Source organism: Shewanella sediminis HAW-EB3 (assembly GCF_000018025.1).
Classification (GTDB): domain Bacteria; phylum Pseudomonadota; class Gammaproteobacteria; order Enterobacterales; family Shewanellaceae; genus Shewanella; species Shewanella sediminis.
Genome location: NC_009831.1, coordinates 2,373,534 through 2,392,045 on the forward strand (window position 1 = coordinate 2,373,534; position 18,512 = coordinate 2,392,045).

General features: G+C 43.9%; 13 protein-coding genes and 1 pseudogene. 3 read left to right on the top strand and 11 right to left on the bottom strand.

What is annotated here, in order from left to right:
- Positions 1-81: 81 nt before the first annotated feature.
- From SSED_RS10205 to SSED_RS10220, 4 genes are all read right to left on the bottom strand, one after another.
- The gene (locus tag SSED_RS10205; protein WP_012142309.1) at positions 82-2,106 is read right to left on the bottom strand and encodes a transglutaminase TgpA family protein; all 2,025 of its coding nucleotides are present in this window, start codon (positions 2,104-2,106) and stop codon (positions 82-84) included.
- Entirely contained in the window at positions 2,103-3,092 is a 990-nt protein-coding gene (locus SSED_RS10210) for a DUF58 domain-containing protein (protein ID WP_012142310.1), read from the bottom strand. Before SSED_RS10210 ends, SSED_RS10205 begins: the two co-directional genes overlap by 4 nt.
- Positions 3,093-3,107: 15 nt before the next feature.
- The gene (locus tag SSED_RS10215) at positions 3,108-4,019 is read right to left on the bottom strand and encodes an AAA family ATPase (RefSeq protein ID WP_012142311.1); all 912 of its coding nucleotides are present in this window, start codon (positions 4,017-4,019) and stop codon (positions 3,108-3,110) included.
- A gap of 146 nt (positions 4,020-4,165) precedes the next feature.
- The gene (locus tag SSED_RS10220; protein WP_012142312.1) at positions 4,166-4,861 is read right to left on the bottom strand and encodes an EAL domain-containing protein; all 696 of its coding nucleotides are present in this window, start codon (positions 4,859-4,861) and stop codon (positions 4,166-4,168) included.
- A gap of 637 nt (positions 4,862-5,498) precedes the next feature.
- Between SSED_RS10220 and SSED_RS10225 the strand changes: the two genes are divergently transcribed.
- Both SSED_RS10225 and SSED_RS10230 read left to right on the top strand, forming a co-directional pair.
- Positions 5,499-6,239 carry a helix-turn-helix transcriptional regulator gene (locus SSED_RS10225; RefSeq protein WP_041421634.1) on the top strand — a complete coding sequence of 247 codons (741 nt, stop codon included), beginning with the start codon at positions 5,499-5,501 and terminating at the stop codon, positions 6,237-6,239.
- A gap of 148 nt (positions 6,240-6,387) precedes the next feature.
- A complete protein-coding gene (locus SSED_RS10230) occupies positions 6,388-8,349 on the top strand; it encodes a hypothetical protein (protein ID WP_012142314.1) in 1,962 nt (653 codons plus the stop codon).
- A 257-nt stretch (positions 8,350-8,606) separates the two neighbouring features.
- Here the strand turns inward: SSED_RS10230 and SSED_RS10235 are convergent.
- Positions 8,607-9,718, bottom strand: a protein-coding gene (locus SSED_RS10235; RefSeq protein ID WP_086022447.1) for an IS3-like element ISSse3 family transposase whose coding sequence is annotated in 2 segments (ribosomal slippage) — positions 8,607-9,457 and positions 9,457-9,718 — 1,113 coding nt in all. Because the reading frame shifts where the segments join, the coding sequence is not laid out codon by codon here.
- Positions 9,719-9,797: 79 nt separating this feature from the next.
- On the opposite strand from SSED_RS10235, the pseudogene SSED_RS25145 reads away from it, so the two are divergent.
- A pseudogene (locus SSED_RS25145) lies at positions 9,798-10,004 on the top strand (hypothetical protein); the annotation flags it as partial.
- 85 nt (positions 10,005-10,089) lie between these two features.
- Here the strand turns inward: SSED_RS25145 and SSED_RS10245 are convergent.
- The 6 genes from SSED_RS10245 to SSED_RS10270 all read right to left on the bottom strand — a co-directional run bounded on the left by SSED_RS10245 (position 10,090) and on the right by SSED_RS10270 (position 18,425).
- Positions 10,090-11,358 (bottom strand): sensor histidine kinase, encoded by a 1,269-nt coding sequence (locus SSED_RS10245; protein WP_012142317.1) that lies wholly within the window; start codon positions 11,356-11,358, stop codon positions 10,090-10,092.
- Positions 11,355-12,026, bottom strand: a complete 672-nt coding sequence (locus SSED_RS10250; RefSeq protein ID WP_012142318.1) for a response regulator transcription factor — start codon at positions 12,024-12,026, stop codon at positions 11,355-11,357. The genes SSED_RS10245 and SSED_RS10250 overlap by 4 nt, the downstream gene beginning before the upstream one ends.
- Positions 12,020-15,208: an efflux RND transporter permease subunit gene (locus tag SSED_RS10255; protein ID WP_012142319.1), complete on the bottom strand. Its 3,189-nt coding sequence runs from the start codon at positions 15,206-15,208 to the stop codon at positions 12,020-12,022. The genes SSED_RS10250 and SSED_RS10255 overlap by 7 nt, the downstream gene beginning before the upstream one ends.
- Positions 15,208-16,446 carry an efflux RND transporter periplasmic adaptor subunit gene (locus SSED_RS10260; protein ID WP_012142320.1) on the bottom strand — a complete coding sequence of 413 codons (1,239 nt, stop codon included), beginning with the start codon at positions 16,444-16,446 and terminating at the stop codon, positions 15,208-15,210. Before SSED_RS10260 ends, SSED_RS10255 begins: the two co-directional genes overlap by 1 nt.
- Positions 16,443-17,840 (bottom strand): TolC family protein, encoded by a 1,398-nt coding sequence (locus SSED_RS10265; protein WP_012142321.1) that lies wholly within the window; start codon positions 17,838-17,840, stop codon positions 16,443-16,445. The genes SSED_RS10260 and SSED_RS10265 overlap by 4 nt, the downstream gene beginning before the upstream one ends.
- A gap of 270 nt (positions 17,841-18,110) precedes the next feature.
- On the bottom strand, positions 18,111-18,425 hold the full coding sequence (locus SSED_RS10270; RefSeq protein WP_012142322.1) for a hypothetical protein: 315 nt from the start codon (positions 18,423-18,425) through the stop codon (positions 18,111-18,113).
- Between the last annotated feature and the right edge of the window lie 87 nt (positions 18,426-18,512).

Sequence of the window (18,512 nt, forward strand, 5' to 3'; positions counted from 1 at the left end):
TTGGGGGAAATAAGTACTGTAATAATAAATACTCATTAGTGGGTATTCTTTTGGCATTTTTGTCACTTTTTATCGTCGATATTAGCTTGTCTTACCTTTTAAGATTTTTAATCTCAACTTTCTGAATTGATTTGAAAACAGTTTGACTGTCTTTTTTCTTCTGTGTGAGGAGAGGGGTTGGTATTTAAGTGCCACATAATAGTGAGTGAAGCGTCTAAAATCGGTTGCGATACCGGGAAAGGCGTCCTCCACGATAGAGCAAAAATCTGTTGGCCCCTGTTGTTTATCTCTTATTACCCCCTTTTTCTCGAGTAAATGACACATATGAAGGTAGGTTGAAGCGACCCTGTCTTTATCTCTGTGAAAGTGGATCAGACCCGCGCTATAGGCAATAACAAGGCCGATAAAGGTGATACTCACCAGCATGAAAATGGCTATTTTTTGCTGTGTAACTTCTCCTAATAATTTTTGAAGGATCTGCTCCTGCTTGCTTGAGTCAAAGCCCAGAACCCAAACGCTCCAATAGTAATCAATACTTGCCAGCGTGAGCCTCAATTCATTGAGAAGCGGAAATTCTCTCAGTCTTAATGGGCTAAATGGGCTGTCTAACAGGTAGCTCTCTTGTGCTTGAAAATAGGCGTCAAAACCTTCGAGTACTCGCTCTGGCGCGATCATGGCGGTGGGGTCATATCTTACCCAGCCTCTATTCTCAATCCATACTTCAGTCCAGGCATGTGCCATGTATTGATAGATACTCAGGTAACCGGCACTTTGGTTAAATTCGCCGCCTTGATAACCGGTTACCAAACGCGCCGGAAGGCCCGAGGCCCTGGCCATAAAAGTGAATGCACTGGCGTAATGCACACAGAAACCGGCTTTATTCTCGAACAGGAAATCATCAATCTGTTGCGGCCCAACCCGGGGAGGCGTGAGTGTATAAAAGTAGGGTTGTTCGGTGAAGTATCTCATCATGGCGCGGAGTCTGGTTGTCGGATCGGGCAAGTCTTTCTTAAAGGATTGTGCCAACTCGAAGGTACGGGGATTAATGTCATCCGGCAGCCGCAAATTAAGCAGTCTGACTGTGGGATCTAGCGTCTTATCCATTGCATATTGAGGATAGGAGTCTACATGGTATTGAAACTTTTGATCGACAGTTCTTGCAGAATATAGACGGTAATCGGGCAGGTTGATGATGCCGATATCACTACTGAATGCGGCATCCAATCCAAATAACCAATGTTGATTACTCGGTTCGGCGATCACTGAGTATTGTATTGGGGAGCCTTCTGGTTGTTGCCGTCTCGAGGTCGTAAATGGCGTATTATCTTCGATATCTTTAATACTCGAGTTTTGCGTCCACCGGCTGCCATCGTAGTCTTCCATCACCAGTGCTCGCCAGTAGAGTTGCTGATTGCTTGGTGGGGACATTGAAAATTCGGCCCTGAATGCCAATGCAGCCGACCGTGTTAGTTCAGTAATATCACCGAAGCTAACTTCATCTGATAAGCCGGTTTGAGTGGATTTCTGTTGTGGCACCATCCAAAGGGGAGGAAGTCTGGGCAGTACCAGGAAGAGTAGGGCAGCCAGAGGCAGGCTCTGCAGAAGAAGTTTAAAGCCAATACGGGCCGTCTCTTTTAATTTCACATCTTCTCTATAGAGGCTGACCAACACGCAGGTGTTTATCCCGGTGACAAAGGTGAGATTAACGGCATAGAAAATGGATTGCTGGTCGATGAAGGTGATGGCGATAAGAAAATACCCTACCAGTACCACGGTTCTGACATCACGCCTGTTTCTCATCTCAATATACTTAAGGGCGTAGCCTAAGATAAGCAGGTTGATGAGTCCGTTCAGTAAACCTATCTCTGAGGTGACGAGTGCCAGTGTAATCGCGGATGCGATTGCCAGAGCCGTAACGAGATACCTGGGGGGCTTGGCGACTTTTCCTATGAAGATCCCAAAGCGCCAGACAAGACAGATCCCACATATTCCCAAGCTCCATGGGGTGAGTTTATCGTACAGGGGCGCAAGAACCGCGATATTAACGATAAGCAGCCACAGCAAGCTATGGCGGGAGATGATCTCTTCCTGACTCGAATGTGTCATGAGTCTCCCCCTACGAACTGGGGAAGCAGGGCAAGCTCCTGTAGACAGTGTATGCGGTGTACATCTCCTTCTGCGGGGGGAATTTTTTTCCGGCTAATAACCAGGCCGAAAACTTGTCCTCGCCCGCTCATTTTGTCGATTGCCCAGGTCAGTTCGCTCAATTGCTTTTCAAGATCGGGAGAGCTCAAATCTTCAATGATTAACCAGTGGGGCTCTCCCTGAGGCTGCTGAAACTCTTTACTCAGCATGCCTCGTCCCTGGGCGAGTTGTTTCCATGCAACCTGTCTCAAGGATTCTCCCGGGATATGTTGCTTAAGCCCTTTAAATTCATCGACTCCGGGAATATGCATGCCTCTGTCGCCAGTGATGTTCTGGTTATCGGCATCGATCGATTTAAGCTGTGAATGAGACACTAAGGGCTTGGCAAAAACAATGTGCGGATTATCAAGGTTTACATGTGACCAGGCTCTGCATAGCCCGAGTGGATACCGGGATTCTATTTTTAGACGACCCGGGGAGACCCGGCCCCGGATAAGGTTATCGAATGGAACCAGTGTCACTGTAGGCTCTTCACCGATAGTTTTTATCACTTTAATCTGGTTGTCAGGATAGTTAACCAGCACTTCAAACTGGGGCTGAGAGGAGGTGAGTTTTACCGGAAACACGAGTGTTTCTCCGGCATAGGCCTGGGGAGAGGCACAAGCGTTTAAGGTGAGCCCGGCAAGATTACGGTAGCTGTAGATGATACAGGTATTAAACAGACTCAGTAGTAGTATGCTTAACCCTATGACTAAGTTATTTTGATAATTGGTGCCAAATACAAATAAAATTAACACCAGAAATATCCAGAACAAACCAAAGCCCGTCGGGAGTATAAAGATACTTTTATGGGCTAAGGTCACTCTTGCAGCCGGAGGCAGTCGTCTGTTGAGCCATTGAGCCCACCAGAGGGTAAACCTGCTTTCCTTAGTGCCGTTTCTCTTCATGACTCTAAGGTTGCATCAAAGTATCGGGTTGACGTTGCTGAGGATTTTCTGGGATAGCGCTTCTCCTTGTTGTTGGCTGCTGCTGCGAATTCGATGTTCGGCAACCGCAGAGAATACTGCCTGTACATCTTCTGGCACCAGGTAGCTACGTTTGTGGATAAAAGCCCATGCTTTCGAGGCCTGCAGGAGTGCTTTACTGGCTCGGGGTGAGAGGCCATACCCCTCATTTTGTGTACGGGACGCTTCAATCAGCGCCAGGATATATCCCAGTAAGGCATCTGATGCACTGACCTTTTCCACCTCCTGTTGCAGTTGACTCAGCTCCAGCTGAGTGATGCACTGAGGGAGTGCATTCATCTGAGGGGATTGGTCATGGCCCTTAAGCATGGCCAATTCGGCGTCTGCGCTCGGATAACCTATAGATAGGCGCATCATGAAACGATCCAGCTGAGACTCCGGAAGAGGAAAGGTGCCCGATTGTTCACTGGGGTTCTGGGTCGCAATAACAAAGAAAGGACTGGGCAGAGGGTGCGTGATCCCATCGACGGTGATCTGATGTTCTGCCATGGCTTCTAGCAGGGCGCTTTGGGTCTTGGGGCTGGCTCGGTTTATCTCATCGGCCAGTATCATCTGCTTGAAGAGAGGCCCCGGGTGAAACACAAACTGGGATTGTTCTTTATCAAATATCGACACACCTAAGATGTCGGCTGGAAGCATGTCGCTGGTGAATTGAACGCGCTGATAGCTGAGCCCCAAACTCTGTGCAATGCCATGAGATAGGCTGGTTTTCCCCATACCAGGCAGATCTTCTATGAGAAGGTGACCCCTGGCCAAGATACATGTGAGTGCCAATTTTATCTGTTCAGGTTTCCCTAAAAGTACACGGCCTAGCTGGGTTATGAGCTCTGTGATAGGTGGCTGTGTCATCGAAGTCCCTTTGCTGTTTGCGTGTAAATATTACTATGCGATAAAACGGCACATTGATCCAGTTTACGCTATAAGCAGATCAAGGTTAATTTTTGAGTCAGTGGGGAAACATCGGGTTGAACTTCCTTAGGCATCTCTGATTTAAATTAAATCAACTTAACAGAGCTGTTGGCATATTGAAATTGAGGTTTAAACAGAAAGCCTTGCACCAGATCGACGCCGAGTTCTTGAGCCAGTGTGAGTTGTTCCTTTGTTTCGACGCCCTCTAAGACTGTCTTTTTATTGCTGTCCTTTGCAAATTTGATCAATGCTTTCATTAAATGTTGCTGCTCAACACTTCTGGATTGATTCAGCCATTCGATGTCGAATTTTAATACGTTAACCTGGCTCAATAACGCTAAAGATAGCATGGAGTGGGGCGCGCCTATGTCATCGAGTGCAACGGCTATCTGTTTGGCTTTAAGTTGAGAAACGAGTCGGGTCGATAGGTTCGCATCGTTGATGCAGGTGTTTTCGATGATCTCAACGGTGAGATCGGCACGTGTCGACAATAACTCCAGCATATGGTCGCCGTTGTTCTCTATTGCATGGGGATCTAAATTAATGAACAGCGGTAATGAAGGGTCTGAGTGCTCGAGTTGGAATTGTTTCGCTTTCATCTCTATGTTTGAAAGTAGACTCGTTTGGCTATGAAGCTGCTCAAAAATGATGTTTGGTGGCGTTGACACTCCATGTCGATCGCGAAACCGTGACAGTGCCTCAAATCCATAGATCTGAAGATCAGATGTCGCTATCAAGGGTTGGTATTCTGCGCTTAAGTAAAGCGTGTCTAGTGCAATCATAGGCGTATCAGCAGGAACCGACGTTAACTTAATGTAAATAGTAATTATTCACATTATGGCCCGCGAGTCTAAAATCTTTACATTACCGGGGGCTGACAGGGGGATTTTTCGACAAACGCATCAAAAAAACCTTAAAGATTCAGTTCAACGTTGCTTGGTCCCAAGGCCCTTTTGACAGAGCCTTCTGAATACAGTCTTCTCCTATACTCGCTCTGGTCGTTAGAACTAATATTTAGAACTAGCATTTATAATTAGTATTTGAAATTTAACTCCTGAGCCGAGAACAGTTCCGGTGATTCACCTTGTTTTATTTGATAGATCACAAAATACCACGAATGTTGCTTCCTCATTATTTTGTCTTACTGTTTATTTGATATATTTTGTGGGGATTTATCAGGTTCCTACCCCATTTATTGCTGTTCTAGGAGGTTAGCCGGGTGACCTTCATCTAACTTTTAGCTGTAATTCTCAGTTTCCTAGTAGAAACTACAGTGTTCATAAAGGATGATGATACTGAATAATATGCTCTCATTATTTCCCAGTCCGTAACCCCGTTTTATGTTGCCCTTCTTGTGGTTACTATTCACAATTAAGCTGCGATAATGGTCTGACTGGTAGCATTTAGGGATTAGTTTTTATGTCAGCTATTGATGATTTTCGCAGCAAATTAGCTGTAGTGGAACACTTTGATTTTGTTTATGTTGTATTGCCAAAACAGGGCATAAGAAAAAAACTATCTGGTTCGAGAGTATCCGATAACAAAATGGCCACGAATACCCGTAAATCTCCTTTATTTTGCACTTCAGATAAGTCAAAAAAAATGTTCCTGACACTCAAATACATGGCCTCTCTCTGGCCAGAAGTCATTCCTGATTTTCAGATTAATGGAAATGCCTGGCCCAAGGGATTCTATACAGGTAGCAATCTCCAAGGTGATACTGCGTTTCATCAAAAGCTGAAAACTCTCAAATCAGCGAACGACTCAATGAAGATAGTCGTACAGTACTACTGTATTTCTCCTGACGATAATTTTATTGGGTTATTTTTTGTAATGCACCAGGGTTCTGAGCTGACAGAGTCGTTAAGAGAAAGTATAAATCAGCCTTGGGTCGCTGCTCTGTTGGAACTTACCCATTTCTATATGACGCGAAAGTATCCGAGTCTCACAAACCCTAACCTTTACAATGGAAGCATCAGGGAGAAAACATTAAAAATATTGGAGCATACTGCGGCGGGTATGAATTACCGTGACATCGGTGAAGCGCTTCATCTGACAGAGCGAGGGGTTCACTATCACATCGATCGGGCAAAGTTATTATTGAATGCTACAAATAAGGCTGACTTGGTCAGAATCGCGAAAGAGTGCTGCCTGATCTAGTTGCACGACAGGAGATGTTAACCTGCTCACACATTCTCTAAGGTTTTCCTTTTTCCCAGTAATACTCACGGTATTTTGTTTTGTTTTTTAACCAGAAAATAGGGAGGTCTATTAATAACGATATGCCAGACACTGGCAAGGATATGTGATGAGAAATAAAAAACTAACCGCATTAATACTCCCTCTAATATGGGGGATAACAGCGTGTGGTTCTGATGATAATGACAACGATGCTGTTCAACTCCCCCCCCCAGATGAGCAAGTAGAGCGCAACGTAGCTTGGGATTATATTGAGACGCCCTACAATCCATTCGATAGCAACGAGTTGAGCGGACGGGTCTTTGTTGAGCTGGATGGAATTGATGATCGGGTTACTAAGTGGATTGCTAAGAACAGCGCTAATCTGGCATTCGATCTCAATGCCGACGGTGCAATCAACCAATATGACGTGCCGGAAGATGTTTTTCTCACACGAAAGAATGGCGGGCCGATGCTGCCTAAGCTTGAGATCGATACCGAAGATATGAAGCAGGTGCTCTCAAGCAACCCTGATGGGTTAGGGGCCGGAACCTCGCGGCCAGACGTTTTTGTGGAAGGAAACTACTCTGTATTCGATCTGTTGCGCTATCTGGTTGTGACTCGACCTGATATGCAGTTTGACAGCATAACCCCCTACCAGGAATCAGCATTAGATACCTATGAGTACCTTTTTTCCTGGGATGAGAATGGTGATGGTGACTTCAGCAATGATGGCGAGTACAGCGCGAGCCAGAACTGGTCTTTCACCATCCTGAACAGTAATGGTGATCTGGGATATATCAGCCCCGGTATGTTTACCTACAAACGCATGGACCATTCCTGGTTGCGTCCGAAGCAGGTGGTCCGTTTCCAGAACCACTCGGATACCATGACCAGCCGCACCCGTTGGATATGGGAGCAACAGCAGCAACGGCTGGCCGCCAATGATGGCAAATTTATCATTCCACAAATCCAGTATCTGGATGTCAGTCAACGCCCACCGGCCATGAACATCCTGGCTACAAACCTTGAGGTTAAGCCGTTCAATGTACGCAAGGATGTGTTTGTTGAGGGCCAAATAACCTCCATGGATGTATGGCTGACGCTGGCGCATGAGCACGACATGGACTTTCGCTTCAGCTTCTGGGGAACGCTATCGGCAGGCGCGATGGTCAATGGCTTTGCACTTTCCCACGATCCCATTGCCGGTACCTATGGTGGATGGACCGCGAGCACCCCAAGACAGGGCGAGTTTGCTTCAGCAAATGATTTTGACCAGGTACAGCCACTGTGTGATTTTGGCTTGGATGGCACGCCGGATGGCGAGGGACGCCTGACGCAGGAGCAGTGTACGGATGAGTGGTTAACCCGACTTCCTATTCAAGGAAACAACGTTGCGGAAGTCGCAGGCAATAATCTTCACGCCTACCCACCGGAGTACATGTTATTGCTCGGCCCAGCGGTTCTGGCCCCGCTAAATGGCGTGGTTGAAGTCGATCTGATCAATTTTCCTGATGCACGCACCGAAGTGTATGTGACTGATGACATGTTGGAAATGGCTGATGTACCGGATGCCTATGACATGCAGGGCAAGGAAACGGCGGTATTAACGGCTAAATATGCCGCTACCGAGCCAGTGGGTAAGGCGCGAATTCTGGATGAAAACCACTTCGGCTGGAAGATCTCCGATTGTACTCTTTGTCACAACGAAGAGAAGCAACCCTTAGGTCATGGAGGACAGTCCTGGCCGACCAATGCTGTCGAAGGCTTTGATTACCAGCAACCCTACTATTGTGCCACCTGCCATGGTGCCAACGGCGCACCTAAAGGGCACAATCGCGGTGCGCGCTGCTTCTGGTGTCATAGCAATCGAGGCGAGTATGTGCCGCAAAACCATGGTGATGCCAGCGTCAGCCGGCTGCTAAGCGGTGATGAGGTGATTTACTCAAAGCGGACTTATCTGGCTGTGTCAACAGACCGGGAGCAAAAGCCGATTCCTTTCGAGGAAATAGAGAGTAACCATAACAGCGACTACAACATGAGTAAAACCTACCCGGCACCCTATGCCTGTATGACTTGCCATGGAAAGTAGCCTTTGTAGGTAAAAACTACTGAATACGGGAAAAGGTCTTAGTTTATTAAGGCCTTTTTTTAGTTTTATTGCTTTAGTCGCTCATGGCCTGGTTCTTTGTGAAAAGCAGTATTGGAGATAGTCCATTATTATTGCAATGATGCCACACTTATATTACATGGCAGTTGATGTCAGGCGAAGTAAGCATGGAGATACTAGCTAAGCCGTGTGGTACTAGTCTGTAACTGATTGAACAGCATTATGTAAACCTCCCTATTTTAGTTCCACTTAAAAATAGAGTTTCCTCCCTGTTTCTTGCTCGCCAGATATACCCACGAAGTGATATCTCCAAGTGAATCATGTGGCCGCTCTTCGTTATATTCATTCATCCAGTTATCAGTAATTTCACGTACTTCCCTGAGACTTTTAAACAAATACATATCCAAAATTTCTGTTCGATATGTGCGGTTAAATCGCTCGATATACGAATTTTGTGTCGGCTTCCCTGGTTTTATGTGTTCCAGTTGAACTCGGTTATGCTCTGCCCAATCTGCTAAAGCCAGTGAGATAAACTCTGGACCATTATCCATCCGCAGCTTTTGTGGCATACCACGCCAGGCAATAATCCGCTCCAGCACTCTGATAACGCGTTGGGCCGGGAGGCTTAAATCGACTTCGATAGCCAATATTTCCCGGTTAAAATCATCAATGACATTAAACGTTCGGAAGCGATGCCCGCAGTGTAAACTGTCACACATAAAGTCCATCGACCAACATTGATTCATTGCCTCAGGAACCGCTAACGGTGCGGGATTGCGATTCGGCAGGCGTTTCTTGCCCTTGCGACGGAAGTTCAATTTAAGCTCGCAATACACACGGTAAACACGTTTATGGTTCCATGACTTTCCCTTGCGTCTAAGGACTTTAAACAGCTTGCCAAACCCGTATGCCGGGTATTTTTCGGCATGCTCCTGAAGTGCGGCAATAACGGGGTCATCCCGGCACTTATCAGGCTGATAACGGTATACCGATGGACTGATGCCAACAACGCGGCAGGCAAGTCGGATACTGGTTTGATGTACATTGAGCACATAATCAACCAGTTCACGCCTGACCGCTGGCTTCAGAGCTTTTTTTCGACGAGATCTTTGAGGATCTTATGTTCCAAACTGATGTCTGCAAACATCTGTTTTAAGCGTCGATTTTCATCTTCAAGCTCGCGTAAGCGTTTAATGTCTGAGGCTTCCATACCACCGAACTTACTCTTCCAGTTGTAATAGGTAGCCTCTGAAATACCGTATTCTCGGCTGACTTCCTTGATCAGACGACCACCTTCAACTTCTTTCAGGATCTTAATTATCTGAGTTTCGGTATAGCGTGATTTCTTCATTGTCGTTCTCCTTGAGATTTCAGTGTACCGGGAGAACTCTAATTATGCATGAGACTATTTTAGGGGAGGGTTACAAGCCACTGAAGGTTTTCTTAACTCACTTCTTGAGTTGATGACAATCGATACAAAATTACCTGATTATACTTGTATTAGCAAGCCAGCCAAATCCGTGGACGTCGCCTATAGAATGCCAGCTTGTGGACTGCAAACCTCACTACGTGACTACAATGGTCAGGTTGGGGGCAGGGCACTTAACAATATGTGCGGTCCAGGCATGCCTGTATGACAAGAAATGAGTTGATCGGAATAGGGGAAGGCTTGTTGCGACCTGTATTCGATTTAAGCAACAATGCCACAACAGAGCCGAAATATTATGAAAAAATGACAACTGATACATGGTTTCTTTCATCTTGAGTGGTCTGAGATGAATACTGCCAGCCAAATTTCTTTATCAGCTTTTGAGTCAGTTGCAAACCAAGACCAAAACCTAATTCACCTTGCACCGAGTTAGTTTCATCCTCATCACTGGTATTCTCAATAATAATCTGATCACCAATTTGCCTAATATCAACAATGCCACTTTGTGTATGTTGATAAGCATTTCTAATTAAGTTAGCTAAGACAATACGGCAAACGGTTGTAGGTAATTTAAGCCGCTTTGCTTCGGTTGTCAGTAGTACGTTGACAGGTTTGCCGTTAAGTAAATACTTTAGCTCAGCTGATATTTCGCTGACAAGTTTATCTAAATCAAGGTCTTGAGTATCTAGCTCAGAGCTATCATCTCGACCTAACCATAGTAACACCTCAGTTAAATGTCCTATGGTCATGCTAGCCCGATCTATTCGCTTTAATACGGTAACCTGCTTGTCACTGGCCCCTTCGACCCGATTCATTTTAGTCAGCAGCTCAATGTTTGTTCTCATAACAGCAATGGGTGTACGTAACTCATGGCTGGCATATCGGAGAAAATCATGTTCTCGGTTAAGGACTTCTTTGACTGAATTCAGACTTTTATGGATCAGTTCAGCTAGCTGATTTAGCTCTTTGTATTCAAAAGTTGGCTGAGGCTCATCAAGGCTTTTCTCATTAAGAGACTGAGCCCAGTTACCTAGTTTTTCTACTGGTCTGGATATCCGCCTAAAAATGAATAGAGTAAACAAATAAAAAATAAATATAGTGGAAACAAATATCATGAGGATAATATTGATACTGTCAATATGAATATTTTCCATTTCTTTTACCATAGGGTCTGTATTATAGACGACTCTATAAACAAACCTCTTATCACCATAATTATTCTTAACTTGCATTAAAAAAAATATCGCAGTTGGATAGCCAGTTAGAGTCTTTTCTGCTTCGACAGCTAATCCTTCTTCAATAGTAGGAATGGAGTCGAATTTTATTTTTATATGTTCAGGTACATCATTCCAGAACTCGGAAACATAAAATTGTCCCGCTACGGGTTGCTTGTCTGGTATTGTTCTGATATTACCTATCTGCTTCATGATGTCCTGAGTAGCAACGTTAAGCCCCTTAATAAAATAGTGAAACATAAGACCCGAATACATGGTTGAAACCCCTGCACCCAGTAACAACATGGTGATAAGGAATGAGACCTTTATACTCGGTTTAATTTTCATAACGATTCTCTAATTGAAAAACCATGTCCTGTAACTGTATGTAAAAGTGGCGTGTCAGCATTTGTCTCTAATTCTTTCCTTAATTTGTAGATATGCACCTTTAAACTATTAGAGTCTGGCTGATCGTCACCCCAAAGACCTTGCATCAAATGTTCTCTTGAGACGGGCATTGGACTTTGCCTCATAAGTATCTCTAATAATTTAAAACTTGAGGGAGAAAGTTTAAGCTCTCGTCCTCCTCGAACTGCAATTTTTCTCACTAAATCGACGGTAAGATCACCAACGCTAAGGTTATTTATTTGACCGCTTCTGCGTAAAGACAGCGCTTTGATTCTTACAATTAACTCTTCCATTGCAAAAGGTTTAACCAAATAGTCATCGGTACCAGCATTAAAACCTGCGACTTTATCATTAAGGCTATCTCTTGCTGTTAGCATGAGTACTGGTGTGTCATCTCCCAGCTCTCGCATCTTCTTACAAACTTCAAGCCCATCCATTTTAGGAAGGTTGAGGTCGAGAATAATGACTTGATAGTCATTATTCTCGATAAGATTCATGCCTGTTAAACCATTGTAGGCACTATCACATTGTATTGATTCCATCTCAAGGTATTCGATTACAGCAGTCGCTAGATCTATGTCGTCTTCAACAAGTAATAAATTTAGCATTTAGTCACCAATTTTCTCGTTTTAAATAAGTTAACCTTTAATGTACTTAACAATACACCAACTTCAACTTGAATAAAGAGTAATGCAGGAATCAATACCAAAGTAATTACAGTAGCAAATACGATCCCGTAACCCAGCGAAGCCGCTGCGGGGATAAGAAACTGTGCCTGCAAAGAGGTTTCAGCCAAAATAGGTGATAATCCCACGAATGTTGTCAGTGAGGTTAAGAACACGGCTCGTAGGCGACTAGTGCAAGCTTCTACAATTGCATCATGCAGCGATAACGATTTTTGTTTTATTAATTCATTAAACCTAGAAACCAATAGCAAACTGTCATTTACCACTACACCACTTAATGCCAATATACCGAATAGAGACAAAATACTAATCGTAAGATCATTCCACCAGTGGCCTAATATTGCACCAACAATACCAAAAGGAATCGCAAGCATAATAAGTATGGGTTGAGTATAGGATTTCAATGGTACCGCTAGTAGCACGTATATAATGAGCAAGGCCAACATAAACATCTCGGCCATAGACGCCATGGTATCAGCCTTTTGCTCAGCCTCCCCGGCAAAATAGATATTTAGGTCACTAAATTGCTTCTCAAGCTCTGGTACTAGAGTCGCTTCGAGCTGCGCAACCAACTCACTTGGCGAGATTTGGTTTTTATCTAATGCGGCAGTGATATATACCGCTCTTAAGCTATTAATACGTGTGATTTCATCTTGTTGATACTCACTCGTAATATTTGCCACCACGCTCAAAGGCACCAAGGTACCCGCTGGTGTGCGTACACGCGCTTGCATAATATCTGCTAAGGTTTGGCGCTTTCGCTCCGGATAGCGAACCCTTACCTTTACCTCATCGGTATTACGTTGATAGCGTTGAACAATGTCGCCGCCGAAAGACTCTAACACTTGCTTGGACAAACTCGCACTGTTCATACCTAAAGCTCGGCCTTGCTCTGTCACCGTAAAGCGAAATTGAGGTTGTCCTGGACTCAAATTATGATCAATACCACTGACAGCAGGCATCGCTTTCAATCGAGCTAAAAGTTGGTCGCCGGCTTGTTTAACTGTTGCATAGTCTCCAGCTTTCAACTCGACTTTAAAGTTATCAACCATATGCTTATAGGCTAAAAAATTAACCTTCTTAACACCCTCGAGTTCTCCACTCATACGTGTCCATTCATTTTTAAACTCGACGGCGCTGTATGCTGGACTGTCAATAAGCTCGACAGTAATTTTACCAGTGCTATCAGCATCAGCAATAAGCTGTAAACTACCAATTTGAGTCTCTTCTACGCCCTTGTTTTCACGTAACAGTAAGTCAGCGTGAATAGCGGCCGCTTCTATGGTTCTTAAATTTGCATCAGTTTGACCAAAGCTAGCATCATTTTGCATAACCAAATTGGAAGTAACCGTACCACCTGCAATTTCTGGGAAGAACGAAGTACGAACAGTGCCGTTCATTGGCATACCAATAACGAGTATAAACACAGTAATAAAACCAAATATGATGGCATATCGAAGTTTAAGTGCCCACTCAATCATGTTGCGATACACTTTCTTATTAAACCATTCAAGACCCGCATCTGCACCATGTTGAATACGGCTCCATGATCCCAAAATACCTTTAGGGGGGCTTTTATGGGTATTAACATGAGCTAAATGGCAAGGTAGAATCAGCTTTGACTCCACCATAGACAATAGTAAGCAGATAGTGACCACTGCTGCAAACTGCGAAAAAATTTGGCCTAAATCACCTGCTACATTAGATAAACAGGCAAATGCTGCAACCGTCGTCAGTACGCCAAATAACGTCGGAATAGCAACTTTCATGGTACCTTTGACGGTACTACCAAGTGAATCCTCTGCCTCTCTCCGGGTTGTATAAATACTCTCGCCAACAACCACTGCATCATCAACAACGATACCGAGCGCCATAATAAAACCAAAGGTGGTTAACTCATTAATGCTCAGCGCCATAAAGCTATCAGTCATAAAATACAGTGTACCGAAGAAAACAAACGGTATTCCGGCAGCGACCCAGAAGGCAACGCGGATATTCAAAAATAGTGCAAGGACGATAAAGACCAGAGCCACACCGGATAATGCATTGTCAGCAAGCAATGCTAAACGATCTTTAATCAGTATACTCTCATCACTCCACGTCTCTAGAAATACTCCTTCCGGTAATGCACCATTTGTTTGCCATTTTTTTACGACATCGCTTGCCTGTTCAACGGCTTTAATCAAATCCCCCTGCTCACCCATAACGATTTCAATCGCCATACCTGGTTGCTGATTATACCGGGACAAACTATAGGTAACATCTTCAAAGGTATCTTGTACCAATGCGACGTCACCTAATGTAATCAAGGTGCCGTCTGTTGTCGTAATCAACGGCAACTGGCTAAATTCAAGCTGTCGATAAGCCTGTGCGGATGCTTTTAGTCGTACTGTCTTATTCTTATTACGTAAACTAGTGCTAACTGGAGTTAAAGATTCGGCATTAATAGCGTCAGTGACATCAGATAAGGTTAATCCGTAAGCTTGTAACTTGATCTCATCGACTTCGACCGAAATCATAGGATTGACCTTGGCTTTTATCTCTAAATCTGTTATTTCAGATTGTGCTAACAATTCATTTTTTAGCTTTTCTGCTAATTGCTGAAACGTGGTCCTACCGGCATCACCATAAAACTGCACCCACAATGCATGATCTTTTTTCCTTGCTTTATCGATAACAGGGTTCTCTGCAGCTAGAGGGAAATTATAAATGGCATCAACATTGGTTTTGACATCGTTCAGTAAGTCATCCAGCGGATAGCCCGTCTTTTTTTCAATGGTGACAGTCGAACCATAGGCATTGGATTTAGAGGTGATACGCTTAATACCCGATACGGTTTCTAGCGCATCTTCAATTTTTATCGCGATACCTTCTTCAGCTTGTTTAGCATCTCCGCTGTCATAGTTGACCGACACCGTCACCTTGTTAGGCTCAATGCTAGGGAAGGCTTCTTTTCTGAGTGATGTAAGAGAAAACAAACCTAATGCTAAAATTGAAATCAGTAGTAAGTTTGCAGCTACTGGGTTTTGAGCAAACCAAGTGATCACTCCTTCTAAGGGATTGTTTCCCGGTTGCTGTGCTGCTAGTTGAGATTTATGTGCCATTATCTGCTCACCTCACTATGACTTTGAGCAATCTCTTCAAGTGCTTCTATATCTTGAGAATAAAGACTACTACCAATAAGTATCTCAGTTTTGGGTGTCACAAAAGTGCCTGATACATAACTATTCAGCGGTCTTACGACGACATTTGCCGATGACTGTGAGAGCAGTGGTTGTAAATAGATCCACTCACCCTTCTCGAATACCTTGTTGGCTTTATGACTGTTGAGTTTATTCTCGGCATTAACAATCCAGATATCACTCGACTGAGATACCGCAGATGCAGGTAACTGCCACATATTGCTCAGGCTTCTTCCTTGAATAAGCGCTTCAACAAAGGTGCCAGGCAATAGCGGTGTAGCAAGTGCTAATGGACGTTCGACGATGACAACAAGTGCACGTTGACGACTCGTATTATCAAAGTGATTTTCTACTCTACCGACAAAGCCTTGCCAGTGCTTTAGGCCATTAGAGTCAGTCAGTGTGACTGGCCAAGATTTATCTCCCAAGGTGCTTACCGGAGGTAGGTTTTGCCACTGATATTCTGACAATGGAACTGTTACTTCAATACGATCGGTACTGTATAACTCTGCTAATTGTGTTCCTGCCTGTACATAGCTACCAGGCTGAATTTCTGTACTAACAATTAGAGCATCAAAAGGAGCAAGAATCTTTGTTTTACTTAAATTTTGCTTTGCGACTTTCAGTTCACTCATTGCCTTATCGAGCTTGGCTTTTGCTGCATCAAGTTGCGGCGATCGCAACACTAAAGGCGATGCAGGTTCACCCGTAACACCAGAGCGTTGCCACTCTAATTTTGCTTGGACAACTTGTCGCTCTTCTTCAAGTAAAGCTAACTTGGCATCAGCAACTGAGAGCTTGGCATTAGCAACGGCTTCTAAATACAGAGTGTCATTTATATAAGCTAATGTATCCCCCTGTTTGACCTGTTGACCTGTCACGAAATTACCATTGAGTTTATCAACCCGCCCACTCACTTCGCTACTTAAAGCCAATTGATATCTCGGCAAAGCTTCACCGTGACCCGTCACACTCGCAAGGTAGCTTTTGGGCTCTACATTAACTATTGCCACCTCTGGTGCGGCTACGGTAACGGTTGATACCACACTACGTTCTGCTTCTAACGCTTGTTCGGATTTTTCTCCGTTATAGGCTATTGCGCCAAAAATACTTATTGCAGATATTACAGTGATAATCAAAGTCAGTTTATTTAGTTTCATGAAGACACTCCAAGGCCTAGTGCCAGGCCTAAATCAATTCGGTTCGCTAGACGGTTATATTGGGCGGTAACAAGCTGAGTCTGAATATCAAAAGCTTGTTGTTGTACACTGAGAAGATCGAGAATATTCACTAACCCCTGACGATATTTAACTTGGTAATTTGCTGAACTTCGTTTTGCACTATCGAAAGCATTCTCTAGATGTTGCTGCTGACGCTTGATTGAGTTCTCATTGCTCAAGGCGTTATCAACTTCATTCACAGCTGTTAGTAAGGTTTCTTGATATGCCCAGTAATCTTTTTCGGTGGTTAGCTTGGCAATTTCAATATCGACTCTTAATTTACCGCCTTGAAACAGCGGCGCAGTTATTGAACTCAGTAGTTTCCATGCACTTCCACCGAAAAGGGCATCACTTGGATTGCTAGCAATTTCAGTCAAAGAACCTGTCAAACTTATTGATGGTAGTAAGGATTTGTAGGCTATATCGGTACGATACTGCTGGGCTAAAATTGTAAAGTAGGCTGCTTGTAAATCGGGACGTCGCCCCAAATCTTGCTCAGGTAAACTTGCTAAGGGTTGAATAACCTCAGGGTAACTAGCAGAAATAGGAATAAGTTTATTGTTCGCATTATACCCAAGCTGTAACGCCAAGGTACGTCGCTCTCTCGTTAAATCTTCTCGGAAACTCTCCAATGTTGAACGTGTTGTCTCGCTATTAGTTCTGGCTGTATCTAATCCTTCTAAATCGCCAAGCCCTGAACGATAACGCTCTAGAATAAATAGCTCGTTTGCTTCTTGGCTCTCTAAGCGCTGTTCTTCAATTTGTATTATCTGCTGCTGCAAGTTTATTTTAAGCCAACTGCGCATCACATTTGCAGCAAGCAGATCTTTTGCAGCCTGATAGTTTACCGAGGATGCGGCTAAATCCATCTCTGCGGCGCTCACTTCATCACTGAGCTTTTGCCATAGATCTAACTCCCAACTTACGGTGACATCAGATTTGTAACTGATCTCGTTATCTTCACTATTCTCACTCGTTAAGCCAGCGGAAACTTGGGGTAATCTAGCGCTATTTGTCAACCCTTGCTGCTGATAAGCAATTTTCACCGCAATTGCAGTTTGCTGCAGCCCTGGATTTTGGCTCAAAGCATGACTTACGAGTTGAGTTAGCTCAGGTATTGCAACAAGCTCGGTGATCTCATTCGCCAGTAAAGCATCTTGCTGCACCTCACTCCAAGTCTGATAATTTGTCTTTGCATCCTGAGCTAATTGATCAAATGAGGGTCTACTGGTTGTGCTACAGCCAAGTAACCCCGATACGACAAGCCCTATCACAGACATTCGACATAAACTTGATAACTTCAGTGGTCTGTTTTGAAGACTTCGAAGGACCATATGAACACACCTCTTTGATATTAATGCATACATCATAAAAGAGATGAGGGTAAACGCAGGGTTAACGCTGGTTATTCGCTAAATAAAAAGTCCCCCCCTTAGTTCACGATCCGATAGTTATCAACTATTCTATAGTTATCTACAAAACTAACTGAACAAGTCAACGGAACATTCAAAGCTGATTATTTATAGAATGGGTCGTTTTAAGGGAGGGGGGGAGTTATGGATTTCAGACAAAATTAGCCAACCCATTAATAAAAACATAAGATATTATTGCTTGCACTTGTAAATAACTGCTACGACTTTTGTTTCTTCACTTTTATCAACGTGTAACCATACTATATGACTACCACCTATTTCTTCGCCATTTTTCATCGCTTGATTTTTCGCTTCTCTTAATGCAAATTCGCCTGTTCCCTTGCCTCTGGATATAGCAAAACTATCACAATGAGTCACTTCAAAATCATAGGCTTCATTAATCCGGTAATACAACTCGCCGGACTCTTGTTTACTACCCCAAAATGAACAACCGGTAATAAGACAAGAGATAAGACAACAGATACACACGACTATAAACTTCAACACGAAATGAAACCTTATTGGTAAGCTACGGCGCAAAAGGTATAACAGTTATGTATTTTTATATATGTTGGTTCTGACACACCTTGTTAA

Coding starts and splice junctions, on each gene's coding strand:
- SSED_RS10205 (WP_012142309.1), bottom strand. CDS start 2,106: ATGACACATTCGAGTCAGGAAGAGATCATCTCCCGCCATAGCTTGCTG.
- SSED_RS10210 (WP_012142310.1), bottom strand. CDS start 3,092: ATGAAGAGAAACGGCACTAAGGAAAGCAGGTTTACCCTCTGGTGGGCT.
- SSED_RS10215 (WP_012142311.1), bottom strand. CDS start 4,019: ATGACACAGCCACCTATCACAGAGCTCATAACCCAGCTAGGCCGTGTA.
- SSED_RS10220 (WP_012142312.1), bottom strand. CDS start 4,861: ATGATTGCACTAGACACGCTTTACTTAAGCGCAGAATACCAACCCTTG.
- SSED_RS10225 (WP_041421634.1), top strand. CDS start 5,499: ATGTCAGCTATTGATGATTTTCGCAGCAAATTAGCTGTAGTGGAACAC.
- SSED_RS10230 (WP_012142314.1), top strand. CDS start 6,388: ATGAGAAATAAAAAACTAACCGCATTAATACTCCCTCTAATATGGGGG.
- SSED_RS10245 (WP_012142317.1), bottom strand. CDS start 11,358: ATGAAAATTAAACCGAGTATAAAGGTCTCATTCCTTATCACCATGTTG.
- SSED_RS10250 (WP_012142318.1), bottom strand. CDS start 12,026: ATGCTAAATTTATTACTTGTTGAAGACGACATAGATCTAGCGACTGCT.
- SSED_RS10255 (WP_012142319.1), bottom strand. CDS start 15,208: ATGGCACATAAATCTCAACTAGCAGCACAGCAACCGGGAAACAATCCC.
- SSED_RS10260 (WP_012142320.1), bottom strand. CDS start 16,446: ATGAAACTAAATAAACTGACTTTGATTATCACTGTAATATCTGCAATA.
- SSED_RS10265 (WP_012142321.1), bottom strand. CDS start 17,840: ATGGTCCTTCGAAGTCTTCAAAACAGACCACTGAAGTTATCAAGTTTA.